14 protein-coding genes are annotated in these 12038 nt (G+C 65.3%); 11 read left to right on the forward strand and 3 right to left on the reverse strand.

Features of this window, described 5'->3' with window-relative positions; all coding sequences use genetic code 11:
• Positions 1 to 26: 26 nt before the first annotated feature.
• Both J2808_RS17835 and J2808_RS17840 read right to left on the reverse strand, forming a co-directional pair.
• Positions 27 to 572, reverse strand: coding sequence for a TetR/AcrR family transcriptional regulator (locus J2808_RS17835; protein ID WP_309819277.1), 546 nt, complete (start codon positions 570 to 572; stop codon positions 27 to 29).
• Positions 569 to 2542 carry an MFS transporter gene (locus tag J2808_RS17840; protein ID WP_309819279.1) on the reverse strand — a complete coding sequence of 658 codons (1974 nt, stop codon included), beginning with the start codon at positions 2540 to 2542 and terminating at the stop codon, positions 569 to 571. Before J2808_RS17840 ends, J2808_RS17835 begins: the two co-directional genes overlap by 4 nt.
• A 207-nt stretch (positions 2543 to 2749) precedes the next feature.
• On the opposite strand from J2808_RS17840, the gene J2808_RS17845 reads away from it, so the two are divergent.
• The 6 genes from J2808_RS17845 to J2808_RS17870 all read left to right on the forward strand — a co-directional run bounded on the left by J2808_RS17845 (position 2750) and on the right by J2808_RS17870 (position 8853).
• Entirely contained in the window at positions 2750 to 3844 is a 1095-nt protein-coding gene (locus J2808_RS17845; RefSeq protein WP_309819281.1) for an ABC transporter substrate-binding protein, read from the forward strand.
• A 5-nt stretch (positions 3845 to 3849) separates the two neighbouring features.
• Positions 3850 to 4965 carry a FecCD family ABC transporter permease gene (locus J2808_RS17850; protein ID WP_309819283.1) on the forward strand — a complete coding sequence of 372 codons (1116 nt, stop codon included), beginning with the start codon at positions 3850 to 3852 and terminating at the stop codon, positions 4963 to 4965.
• A gap of 119 nt (positions 4966 to 5084) precedes the next feature.
• Positions 5085 to 6062: a FecCD family ABC transporter permease gene (locus J2808_RS17855; RefSeq protein ID WP_309819355.1), complete on the forward strand. Its 978-nt coding sequence runs from the start codon at positions 5085 to 5087 to the stop codon at positions 6060 to 6062.
• 1 nt (position 6063) lies between these two features.
• The gene (locus tag J2808_RS17860) at positions 6064 to 6879 is read left to right on the forward strand and encodes an ABC transporter ATP-binding protein (protein WP_309819285.1); all 816 of its coding nucleotides are present in this window, start codon (positions 6064 to 6066) and stop codon (positions 6877 to 6879) included.
• Positions 6876 to 7931: a siderophore-interacting protein gene (locus J2808_RS17865; protein ID WP_309819287.1), complete on the forward strand. Its 1056-nt coding sequence runs from the start codon at positions 6876 to 6878 to the stop codon at positions 7929 to 7931. The genes J2808_RS17860 and J2808_RS17865 overlap by 4 nt, the downstream gene beginning before the upstream one ends.
• 79 nt (positions 7932 to 8010) lie before the next feature.
• Positions 8011 to 8853, forward strand: coding sequence for an SGNH/GDSL hydrolase family protein (locus tag J2808_RS17870; RefSeq protein WP_309819289.1), 843 nt, complete (start codon positions 8011 to 8013; stop codon positions 8851 to 8853).
• Here J2808_RS17870 and J2808_RS17875 read toward each other — a convergent pair.
• Positions 8850 to 9137 carry a YciI family protein gene (locus J2808_RS17875; protein WP_309819291.1) on the reverse strand — a complete coding sequence of 96 codons (288 nt, stop codon included), beginning with the start codon at positions 9135 to 9137 and terminating at the stop codon, positions 8850 to 8852. The two genes, J2808_RS17870 and J2808_RS17875, sit on opposite strands and share 4 nt — an antisense overlap.
• Positions 9138 to 9206: 69 nt before the next feature.
• Here J2808_RS17875 and J2808_RS17880 point away from each other — a divergent pair, with 69 nt between their 5' ends.
• From J2808_RS17880 to rpsN, 5 genes are all read left to right on the forward strand, one after another.
• The gene (locus tag J2808_RS17880; protein WP_309819292.1) at positions 9207 to 9698 is read left to right on the forward strand and encodes a MarR family winged helix-turn-helix transcriptional regulator; all 492 of its coding nucleotides are present in this window, start codon (positions 9207 to 9209) and stop codon (positions 9696 to 9698) included.
• Between the two features lie 60 nt (positions 9699 to 9758).
• A complete protein-coding gene (locus J2808_RS17885) occupies positions 9759 to 10520 on the forward strand; it encodes an SGNH/GDSL hydrolase family protein (protein ID WP_309819294.1) in 762 nt (253 codons plus the stop codon).
• 253 nt (positions 10521 to 10773) lie between these two features.
• Complete coding sequence (rpmB, locus tag J2808_RS17890; protein WP_011693744.1) at positions 10774 to 11010, forward strand: 50S ribosomal protein L28; 237 nt, start codon at positions 10774 to 10776, stop codon at positions 11008 to 11010.
• Positions 11010 to 11177, forward strand: coding sequence for a 50S ribosomal protein L33 (rpmG, locus tag J2808_RS17895; RefSeq protein WP_013602737.1), 168 nt, complete (start codon positions 11010 to 11012; stop codon positions 11175 to 11177). Before rpmB ends, rpmG begins: the two co-directional genes overlap by 1 nt.
• Positions 11178 to 11180: 3 nt before the next feature.
• Positions 11181 to 11486: a 30S ribosomal protein S14 gene (gene rpsN / locus J2808_RS17900; RefSeq protein ID WP_050687445.1), complete on the forward strand. Its 306-nt coding sequence runs from the start codon at positions 11181 to 11183 to the stop codon at positions 11484 to 11486.
• Positions 11487 to 12038 lie beyond the last annotated feature (552 nt).

Below are 12038 nucleotides of genomic sequence, written 5' to 3' on the forward strand. Positions count from 1 at the left end.
TTTCCTGCGTTAAGAGATAGAGCGTTCTAAGGGGCGGCGGTGCAGGCGTCGATCTGGGCCTGCACGATTGCTCCGTAGTGGGCCACCAGTTCGTCGAAATTCCAGCCGGCGAAGAGGTCCAGCGTGCGGACGGTCTCCCCGAAGCCGGTCATCAGTGCGGTCACCGTGGAGGCGAAACGGCGGTCCGGTGTGGTATCCCCGATCAGCTGGGCGATGGCGGCCACGTAGCGTTCGCGGATGTCCGCCCGCGCGGCTTCCGGGTCGGGGGAGTCCAGCACGGCGAACGGAATCATGGCCCACGGCTCCTGTACGCCGCGTTCCCGGCGCATCAGCACCCGGAACACAAGCGCCCTGCCGAGTTCCGAAGCCGGGACCTCCAACTCGGCGAGCAGCGACTCGTCTGGCTGCACGGCGGCGTAAAGCTTTTCTTTAGACAGGAACAGTTTCATGACCAGGGCGGCGGAAACACCGGCGTCCGCCGCGACGTCCCGAACGGTCACGGCCCGGTATCCGCGTTCCCCGAACAGGCGCCCGGCGGACTGGAGGATGGCGTCGTGGCTGGGGCTGCTCACGCTCCCACCCGCTCGCCCGAGGTTTCCTCCACGGGTGGAGCGGCGAAATCCAGCGCCACCGAACGGTTGTCGACAGCGAGCTTCCGCGCCACGGCCTGAAGCGTCACGGGATGAAGCATCGTCACCACGTAGCGTCCGGCGAGGGGCAGTGGAAAGGCGTACGTCCCGTCGTCGTCCGTCCGGGTGGTGGCCAGATGCTCGCCGCTGGCTTCCAGGAGCGTCACCATGGCGCCGGCCACCGGCCTGCCGCCAGCTGTGACGGAGCCGCCGAGCTCCAGGCGTTCCCGCAGCATGAAGTTCTGCTTGAGCGTGCGGCCGTCGAAGTCGAAAACTTCCGCCATGGGTGCCCAGCCGGCCGCATTGGCCACCATGAGGTACTTCCCGGCGCCGGGCAGAGCCACGGAGTAGTTGCCCTCCGTGTCCACGCGGCTCCAGTCCACCGGATCCCCGTCGGTTTGGAGCACGGTGACGACGGCGGGTGTGAGGGGGCGGTGGTCCGGTGCCAGGACGCGTCCCTGCACCACGAGTTCGGCGGCGCCGGCAGCGGTTGCCGGCGGGCGGCGGACACCGGCGGCGCGGGGGATAAAGACGGCGGCAAGCATCGATGCTGCTGAAGCCGCAGCCGCCAGCCAGAAAATATCCCTGAACGCGTCGAATGAGGGGAGCCTGGTGTCGCCGACAGACATGGTGACGGAGGTGAAAACGGCGGCGATTGCCGCGCTGGAGGTGGAGGTGCCGATGGCGCGGACCAGGCTGTTCAGGCCATTTGCAGAGGCTGTCTCGGTGATGGGCACAGCACCCATGATCAGCGTGGGCATCGCAGCGTAGGCGATGGCGGTGCCCACGCTCACCACAGTTGAACCGATGATCACCCAGGCGATGGAGTCGTAGAAGAAGACGCGGCCCACATAGCCCACAATCATTACCAGCGCCCCGGCCATCAATGCCGTCTTGCCGCCGAAGATCCGGATGATGCGTCCGGACAGCGGTGCGAACACCACCATGGCCAGCCCGGAAGGGACCATGCACAGGCCCGCGGTGATCACGCTGAGTTCAAAACCGTAGCCGGTGACGGCGGGAAGCTGGAGCTGCTGCGTCGTGAGGAGCATGTTGGCGAACATGGAAAAGCCAATGAGCAGCGAGGCCAGGTTGGTCATCAGTACGGGGCGGCGGGCGGAGGTCCGCAGGTCAACCATCGGCTGCCTGACCTTCAGTTCATACGGGACCCAGGCGGCCAGCAATATGGCCGCGGTGAGGAACAGCAGCAGGACCGGCTCGGACCCCCAACCCCAGGAGCCGCCCTTGGAGATGGCCAGCAGCAGGGCAGCCAACGCTCCGGACAGCACGAGGGCCCCTGCGTAGTCGAAGCTTCCGGGCGTGCGGACCTTGGACTCCGGGACCACCAGCACCACGGCAAGGAGCAACAGGGCGCCGGCGGCAGCGGAGACCCAGAAGATCGAGGCCCACCCCAGGCTTTCGTACAGCACTCCTGCCAGCGGCAGGCCCAGGGCGCTGCCGATGCCCAGGGTGGCGCTCATCAGGGCAACAGCGGAGCCCATCTTCTCCTTGGGCAGTTCATCGCGCATGATGCTGATGCCCACCGGGATCAGTGCCGAGGAGAAACCCTGGAGTGCCCGGCCGATGATCAGCCACACGAAGGCCCCGCCAACGGCAGCCATGACCGATCCCGCCACCATGATGGCCAGGCACACCACCATCATCTTGCGCTTCCCGTACATGTCCGCGCTGCGTGAAACGATCGGCGTCGCCACGGCGCTGGAGAGGAGGGTGGCGGTCACCAGCCAGGAGGCGTCGTCGGCCGTCACGCCCAGGATCCCGGGGAAATCGGGCAGGAGGGGGACCACCAGTGTCTGCATCAGGGCAACCAGTGTGCCGCTGAGGGCCAGGACTGCGGTGATGGCGGACGGGGACGGGCGCCGTCGCGATTCGGGGGCTGGGGGGCGCGGCATCGGCTGCTTTCAGGTGTGACATCAGGTGAAAATAGGGGGTGAACGCACGTTTACCCTCATCCAGTGAACCACCGTTCACCCCGCGCCGGCAATGGCGCCTGGCTGTTTATTGCGTCACAGGACCAATTACGCAAGGCAAAGCTTTCTTAATAGGGCGCAGGCTAGGCTACCCTTACTTGAGTTCGCATCATTCACTTAAGGAGTTCCGTGACTTCCCCCCTCTTCCCCGGCCCCAGCGCCACCCGCCGCGCGCTGTTCAAATCAGCCGGCAAGGCGACTGCGGTTCTGGCCGCAGCGGCGCTCACCCTGTCCGCCTGCTCCACCGGGCCCGCAGCCAGCACGTCGGACGCCAGCGCCTCCAGCTCAAGCAGCTCGCAGTTCCCCGTCACCATCAAGCACGCCTTCGGTGAGACCACCATCAAGGAACAGCCAAAGCGCGTTGTCACCATCTCCTGGGCCAGCGACGACATCGCCATCGCCCTCGGCGTAGTGCCGGTGGGCGTCCCCAAGGTCGACTGGGGCGGAAACGACAAGGGCTCCACGCCGTGGAAGGACGAAGCCCTGGAGAAGCTCGGCGCAGGCTTCGGCAGCGAGAAGGCTCCCGTCCAGTTCTCCGAAGCAGACGGCATCAACTTCACGGAGATCGCCAAGCTCAACCCGGACGTTATCCTGGGCACCTTCTCCGGCCTTGAAGAGGCCGACTACAAGAAGCTCACCGAAATCGCCCCCGTGGTGGCGTACTCGGAAGTTGCCTTCGGCACGCCGTGGCAGGAAAGCACCACCGTCATCGGCAAGGCCCTCGGCAAGGAAGCCGAAGCCACGAAGCTGATTGCCGATACCGAGGCCACCATCAAGGACAAAGCAGGCAAATACCCGCAGATCGCCGGCAAGACCTTCATTTACGGCAACGTCGATCCGGCCACACCTGACTACAACGGCGTCTACACCGCCTATGACAGCCGGCCCCGTCTCCTCTCCCTGCTCGGCATGAAGCTCGCCCCCGTGGTGGAGAAGGCCTCCGCCGGTTCCAAGGAATTCTTCATCCCGTGGTCCGCTGAAAAGTCCAACGAGCTCGAAGCTGACGTTTTCGTGACCTGGGTCGCCGACCCGGCTACCGCCACCGCCATCAAGGCTGACCCGCTCCTGGGCCAGATCCCGGCCATCAAGAACGGCTCGTTCGTTACCGACTCGGACAAATCCCTGTCGCTTGCCGTCTCCGCGTCCACGCCGCTGAGCCTGCCGTGGGCCCTGGACACGGTCCTGCCGCAGCTGGGCAAGGCCGCGGACGCAGTCAGCAAGTAACTGCTATGAAAATGAGTACGACGACGGCGGCTTCCGCAGGGCGGGCTGGCGGCACCAAGGTGCCGGGCAGCCAGCGGGGCGCTGGCCCTCGGAGCGGCCGCGCCGGTGGGGGAACCGGAGCACACGCAGCAGGCATGCGTGCCGCGTGGCTGCTGGCCGCCGTCGTTGTACTCGCAGCAGTGTGCGCCGCCTCACTGGCGATCGGCGCACGCGGGCTTCCGCTGGCCACCATCTGGGATGCCCTCACCAACTTCAACCCGGCAGACGGTAACCACGCCGTGGTCATCGCCCGGATTCCCCGCACAGTGCTTGGCCTGCTGGCAGGCGCCGCGCTGGGCCTGGCCGGGGCGTCGATGCAGGGCGTTGCCCGCAACCCCCTGGCCGATCCCGGCATCCTGGGCCTCAACGCCGGTGCGGCACTCGCAGTGGTCACCGCCATCTATGTTTTTGGAATCACTTCCCTGACCGGCTACATCTGGTTCGCGTTTTTCGGCGCCGCGGCCGCCGCCGTCGTTGTCTATGGCATTGCCTCGATGGGCCGCGACGGCGCGACGCCTGTCAAGCTCGCCCTGGCCGGCGCGGCTCTCAGCGCCGGCCTGTTCTCGCTCCTGAACGTCGTCCTGGTCTCAAGCCAGGACACCCTGGACCGGTTCCGCTTCTGGCAGGTGGGCAGCACCGGCGGACGCGACTGGTCCGTCCTCCTGCCCGCGCTGCCCTTTCTGGCCGTGGGCGCCCTGATTGTCCTGGCCGGCGGCCGCATCCTCAACAGCCTGGCCCTGGGCGACGACATTGCCCGCGGCCTCGGCCAAAACGTCGCCCTGACCCGTGGCATTACCGGACTGGGCATCGTCCTGCTGTGCGGATCCGCCACCGCGGTGGCCGGCCCCATCGGCTTTGTTGGCCTGGTGGTTCCGCATGCTGTCCGGCTGCTGACTGGTCCGGACTACCGCTGGATCCTGCCGTTCTCCATGGTCCTTGCCCCCGTCCTGCTGATTACGGCCGACATCATTGGCCGCGTGATCCTGCTTCCCGGTGAGGTTCCGGCCGGCATCATGACGGCGCTCGTGGGCGCTCCGGTCTTCGTCTGGCTCATCCGCCGCGGCAAGGGGGCCGGCCTGTGACCATCCTCAAATCCCCCGCCGAGATTGCACCTGAGGGCAGCCGCACCCGCAACCATTGGCGTGGACTGCCAGCGCGCGTGCTGACGCCGACCTTCTTCCTGGGCTCCGCCGTGGTTGTTATGTTCGCCGTGTACGTGCTCCTGGGCAGCTACACCGTCACCATCCCCGACTTCTTCAAGATCGTCACCGCCCACCTGACCGGCGGCGAAAAGATCCCCGGCGCCAGCTTCATCGTGATGGAGCACAAACTGCCACGCGCGGCCGTGGGCACGCTGATCGGGGTGGCGTTCGGCCTGGCCGGTGCGCTCTTCCAGACCATGCTGCGTAATCCGCTGGCGAGCCCGGACATCATCGGGATCAGCTACGGGGCCAGTGCGGCAGCGGTGACCGCCATCGTCATCTTCGGCGCCGGCGGAGCGGTGGTCTCCTGGGCCGCACTGGGCGGAGCCCTCGGCGTGGCGGCCATCATCTATGCGATTTCGCGCGGCTCACGTTCCGGCGGGGGCAACCGCGGCAACGCTGCCGGCAACCGCCTCATCCTGGCCGGCGTGGGCATCGCCGCCGCACTCCATGCGGTGGTCAACTTCCTGATGACCCGCGCCGACATCCGGACGGCAGCGGAGGCCCTGGTGTGGCTCAACGGTTCACTGAACTCGGCCAACTGGGAGCGGACGGGCATCCTGGCCGCCTCCCTGCTGGTCCTGGTGCCGGCCGCCATGGCCCTGTCGAGCCCGCTGCGCATCCTGGAGCTCGGGGACGACACCGCCGCCGGGCTGGGCATCAAGGTCAACGCCGCGCGGCTGGGACTTGTGCTCACCGCCGTCGGACTGGCCGCCGTCGCCACCGCTGCCGCCGGACCCGTTGCCTTCGTAGCCTTCCTCGCCGGGCCCATTGCCCGGCGCCTCGTGCGCAAAGCCAGCCTCCCGGCGTCGGCATTTACGGGCGCGCTGATTGTCCTGGCCGCCGACTTCCTGGCAGCCAATATCGCCCCGCTGGTTCTTGGCGGAACCGTCCTTCCGGTCGGCGTCATTACCGGCGCCCTCGGTGCCCCGTTCCTGCTGTGGCTTTTGGTCACGGCCAACCGAAAGGATGCCTGACATGGCCGTTTTGAGCGCGCAGGACCTCACGTTGAAATACGACCAGCGCTGCGTTGTGGAGGGGCTCAACGCGGAGATCCCAGAGGGCAAGGTGACCATGATCGTGGGCGCCAATGCCTGCGGGAAGTCCACGCTGCTCCGAGGCCTTTCCCGCCTCCTCAAGCCGGCGGCCGGGGTGGTGACCCTGGACGGGAAGGACATCCACTCCCGCCCCGCGCGCGAACTGGCCAGGACCCTTGGCCTCCTCCCGCAGCACCCCACCGCCCCGGACGGCATCACGGTCCGCGATCTCGTGGGCCGGGGGCGCTACCCGCACCAGGGCTTCTTCCGCAGCTGGAGCCCGGACGACGACGCCGCGGTGCAGCGCGCGCTCGAAACCACCGAAACGCTGGAGCTCGCTGACCGGAATGTGGACGAACTGTCCGGCGGCCAGCGCCAGCGCGTCTGGATCGCCATGGCTCTGGCCCAGGAAACCGACGTGCTGCTGCTGGACGAACCCACAACTTACCTGGACCTCGCGCACCAGGTGGAAGTCCTGGACCTTGTCACGGACCTGAACCGCAAGCGCGGCACCACCGTGGCCATCGTCCTGCACGACCTGAACCTGGCCGCACGCTACGCGGACCACGTCATCGCCATGAAAGCCGGCGAGATTGTTGCCCTCGGCGCCCCCAAAAAAGTTGTCACCGAACAGCTGGTCCTGGATGTCTTCGGACTCGAGTCCCGGGTCATCCCGGACCCCATTTCGGGCACCCCGCTGATCATTCCCATCGGCCGCCACCACACCACCGCCAACGAACTGGAGCTCGTTTCATGAAGACCCGCGAAACTGCCGCCGCAAAGACGATGAACACCGAGCCCATGACCCTTGCTTTCGAGGTGACGGTTTCCTCGATCCTGGAGCTGAGCCCCAACTTCCGCCGCATCACGTTCGGTGGTTACTCGCTGCGCGACTTCGGCGTTTCCGGCGACACCCTGGACCTGCGGATCAAACTGATGATCCCGTCGCTCGACGGCGATGGGCAGCAGATCCCGCTGCCCACCTTCGACATGAACGCGTCCGGCTGGTACCGGGAATGGCTCGCGATGGACCCTGCCCTGCGCGGGTCCATGCGCACTTACACCCTTCGCAGCGAACGGCTGGACGGCGTGTACCCGGAAATCGACGTCGACTTCGTGATGCACTTCGACGCCGACGGCCACGGCGGGCCTGCCGCCAACTGGGCGCAGCACGCCAAACCCGGCGACGCCCTCACCATCATCGGACCCAACAACCGTGCCGCGCAGTGCCAAACCGCCGAAACGTACGGCGGCATCGAATGGCGTCCCGGCCTTGCCCAGCGTGTCCTGCTGGCAGGCGACGAAACCGCCGTTCCCGCCATCTCCGCCATCCTCGAGAGCCTGCCGTCCTACATGAGCGGCCACGCCTTCCTCGAAGTACCCGAGGCCGGTGACTTCCTGGACCTGAAGACCGATGCCAACGTCGAGATCACCTGGCTTGCCCGCGGCGCGGCCATCGGCCGCTCACGCCCGCATGGCGAGCTGCTGCAGCAGGCCGTGCGCAAGGCGGTGCCGGTGCCCGGCTGGGTTGGCCTCAAAGCGGCCGACGGCGGGGCAGGCCCGGAACCTGAGGACGTCAACGTGGACGTGGACATCCTCTGGGAGACTCCCGCGCGGATGGAGACAGCCGCGATCGAGGCCACCAAGAACCCCGAAATGCCCGCCGGCGCCATGCCCTTCTACGCCTGGATCGCCGGCGAAGCTGCCGTCATCAAGGACATGCGCCGCTACCTCGTGCGGGATGTCGGCATCGACCGGAAACAGGTTGCGTTCATGGGCTACTGGCGTAAAGGTAAGGCCGAGGGCTAAGCCTTCCCTTTCAACGCTCTCGCAGTTCCTGTTGCTCGATGTTCACCTTGGCTTTTCTTTAGGTAGCTAGGGTGGCCGGGTGGTTGGTGATCCTTTGTTGCCTCAGAGTGGGCGGCGTGTCTTTGTTGCCCTGGGGGATTCCTTTACCGAGGGCGTGGGGGACCGGGATGAGCGGCTGCCCAACGGCGTTCGGGGCTGGGCTGACCGGGTGGCCGAGAAACTGGCGAAGGCCGAGCCGGGGTGGGAGTACGCGAACCTGGCTATCCGGAGCAAGCGTCTGCGCCACGTCGTAAGCGAACAGCTGGAGCCGGCTCTGGCCATGAGTCCAGCGCTGATCACGCTGTATGCCGGCGGCAACGACATCCTGGACATCGGCACGGACATGGCCGTCCTGATGGAGGACTACGAAAAACTCGTGGCACGGCTGGCCGGGAGCGGGGCCACTGTGGTCCTGTTTACGGGCTTCGACGTGAAGGTCTCGGCGGTGCTTGAGCTGCTGAAGAAGCGGAACACCGTCTACAACCAGCGGGTGCGGGAAATCGCCGCCAAGTACGACGCCGTCCTGGTGGACTATTGGTGCCTGGATGCCTTCCATGACCGGCGGATGTGGGACTCGGACCGGCTCCACATGTCCAAGGCGGGCCACAAATACCTCGCCGGGCAGGTGCTGGACCAGCTGGGGGTGGCGCACAAAATCCAGCCCAAGGAATGGGACCCGCCCACGCGGCTCAGCCTGCGCGAGTGGGAGCAGCGGCAGCGGCGCTGGGTCAGCGACTGGGTTCTGCCACTTTTCGGCCGCAAGATCAGAGGCATCACCCTGGGGGATACGCTGGCGCCGCGCTGGCCCGAACCCGTAAGGGTACCGCGGAAGCGCGGGCTGAAGAAGCTGATGGAGAAACGCGAAAAGGCAAAAAAGACCTAGGTGTCCAGCAGGTTTTCGTAGCCTTCTGCCACGGTGGTGGCAGTGAATTCGATAACCTCGAACTCTGCCACGCCGTTGCTGTAGAACGGGTCCCTGGCCAATGCGGCATCAAGTGTGGCCCGGTCGGCCTTGGACAACAACACGCCGCCCACCGCCGGAACCAGGCGTCCGGACGCAAGGAACACGCCGTCGTCGAACGCCTGCTTGACCCACGCCATATGCGCGGGGCGGTGGTAATCAACGATGTCTTCGGGCACCTTGTAGGTCAGCGACACAACAAACATAGGGCCAGCCTACCGGTGCCTGGATGGGCCACTTGAACCGTCAAGGACTTTGTCTCCTAGACTGGACGCATGACCGAACCGCGCTGGCTCAACGCCGACGAACGCCGTGCCTGGCTGGCGATCCTGAGTATCAACACACTGCTTCCTGCCGCCCTGGACAGCCAGCTCCACAATGCCGGCAAGGTGTCCCTGTTCGACTACAACGTCATGGCCATGCTGTCCGAGGCTGAGGGGCACTTCCTGCCCATGAGCCAGCTGGCCGCCCGCACCAGTTCCTCGCTGTCCCGTCTTTCGCATGTGGTGTCCAAGCTGGAAAAACGCGGCTGGCTGGAGAGGCGCCCGCACCCACGCGATGCGCGTGTCACCACCGCCCACCTGTCCGATGTCGGAATGGCCACTTTGGTGGAGCTCGCACCGGGGCACGTGGAGGCAGTCCGGACCAAGTTCCTGGATGCCCTGACGGACCGCGATGTCAACGATTTGGCCCGCATCGGCGAAAAAATCGTCGCCCGCCTGGACGATGACCACTGGATCCTGCGCGAGACTGACAGCCGGCCGTAAGCCGTCGCCCTGACCGGCGCCGCCTTGGTTGCTCCCGGCAACAGATGAAAGACTGACGCCATGGACTTTTCGACCCGGTATGTAGCGCTCGGCGACTCTTTCACGGAAGGGGTCGGGGATGACGATCCCAACCGCCCCAACGGGCTCCGTGGCTGGGCGGACCGCGTGGCGGAGCAGTTGGGCGCGGCAGATCCGGCCTTCGGTTACGCCAATCTGGCCATCCGCGGCAGGAAGCTCCGCCAGATCATGGCAGAGCAGGTGGACGCCGCCGTCGAACTTAACCCCACCCTGGTGACCATTTACGCAGGTGCCAATGACATTCTGCGGCCCAGGATCGACATCGATGATCTGCTGACGGAGTACGACGCCGGCATCCGCAAGCTGGCCGCGACCGGCGCCACCGTGGTGATGTTCACCGGCTTCGACGCGCGGGGCTCCAAGGTTTTCAGCACTATGCGCGGACGCACTGCCATCTACAACGAGCTGGTCCGCGGCATTGCCGGTGACCACGGGGCGCTGCTGGTGGACTACTGGCGGTTCAGCGAGTATTACGACTGGGGAATGTGGGCCAAAGACAGGATGCATATGTCCGCGGCCGGGCACGCCAACATGGCCAAGCGCGTGCTCACGGTCCTGGAACATGACCATTCGATCGACGTTCCGCCCATGACGCCCGTTCCCGAACTCGGCCGCGCTGAAGCCATCCGCGCCAACGCCCGGTGGGTCCGCGAATTCGCCGGTCCGTGGGTGGTCCGCCGCGTGACCGGCAAGTCTTCCGGAGACGGCCTGTCGCCCAAGTACGCCCAGCTCACACGCCTCTGAAGGGCCGCCGCCTTATACACCGCCCGGCGGCGGATTGGTCTTTAATTGCGTGAACTCGTAGACTTGGTAGGCGCTAAGTGCGCGGAGCGTGCGCAATTGCTCCGGTGGCCCGGTAATTTTCTCCAGGGTAGCCGGTAGTTAGGGGCTCAAGTTGCGTGACTAACCGTTCACCCTGATCACTTTGGGTCGCACTTAGACGCATGATCCTGCAGCAGATATGCGGATCATTACTTTCAATTCTTGAGGAGAAGTCATGGCAGCACACTGCCAAGTGACCGGAGCCGAGCCGGGCTTTGGGCACAGCATTTCGCACTCGCACCGTCGCAACAAGCGCCGGTTCGATCCGAACATTCAGAAGAAGCGCTACTGGGTTCCGTCCCTGCGCCGTAACGTCACGCTGCAGGTCTCTGCTCGTGGCATCAAGACCATCGACGTACGCGGCATCGACGTAGTCGTCGCCGCAATCCTGGCTCGTGGGGTGAAGCTCTAGTGGCTAAGGACAAGGACGTACGTCCGATCATCAAGCTCAAGTCGACCGCGGGCACGGGTTACACCTACGTAACCCGTAAAAACCGTCGTAACGATCCGGACCGCATGGTTCTGAAGAAGTACGACCCCAAGATCCGCCAGCACGTCGAATTCCGAGAGGAGCGCTAAACCATGGCTAAGAAGTCCAAGATTGCTCGCAACGAGCAGCGCAAGGTCATCGTTGAGCGTTACGCTGCAAAGCGCCTCGAACTGAAGAAGACCCTCGTCGACGCCAACGCTACCGACGAAGCACGCGAAGCTGCACGCCTCGGCCTGCAGAAGCTGCCCCGCAACGCGTCCCCGATCCGTCTGCGTAACCGCGACATCATCGACGGCCGTCCCCGCGGTACCTTCCAGAAGTTCGGTATCTCCCGTGTTCGCTTCCGCGACATGGCTCACCGCGGTGAGCTCCCGGGCATCACCAAGTCTTCCTGGTAATCCAGCACCGCTGATTCCAGCTGCTTGAGAAGGGCCGGCAACCGTTTGGTTGCCGGCCCTTCTGCGTTTAAGCCCCCGGGCTTCATGTGGCGCCGGTTTCATGCGGCGCCGGCGACCGGGCTTGTCGAAATCCGCGGACGTTCACGGTTGTGCTGCAGCGCACAGGATCCGAGCACGACGTCGGCGCGAGACTTTGGCTGTTCGGCGGGCGTTGGGGCCCGGATTGGCGGGGCTACAGACCCCTTGGCGGGATGATTTGCGGTTGGGCGCCGGCGGGTGTATTGTTTTCTAAGTCGCCGCAGGGAGACAGCGTAAAGCTGGTAACCGCGGGCGGCCAAAACCCCCAAATTCAAGACCATATTCTGGTAGTTCTTTAGAGCGCTTCAGGATGGGTTGAGAATGAGTTTCTCGCTGATGCGGATCCTGAAAGATGGATTTGCATCGGAGCGAGAAACCGGGTAAGTTTGAAAAGTTGCTCCGGAGCGATCCATGACGGAATGTTGTTGTGGTGGTGCCGGGTGTGTCTGTTGTTTGAGAACTCAATAGTGTGCC

The organism is Pseudarthrobacter sulfonivorans (assembly GCF_031454915.1).
GTDB lineage: Bacteria > Actinomycetota > Actinomycetes > Actinomycetales > Micrococcaceae > Arthrobacter > Arthrobacter sulfonivorans_C.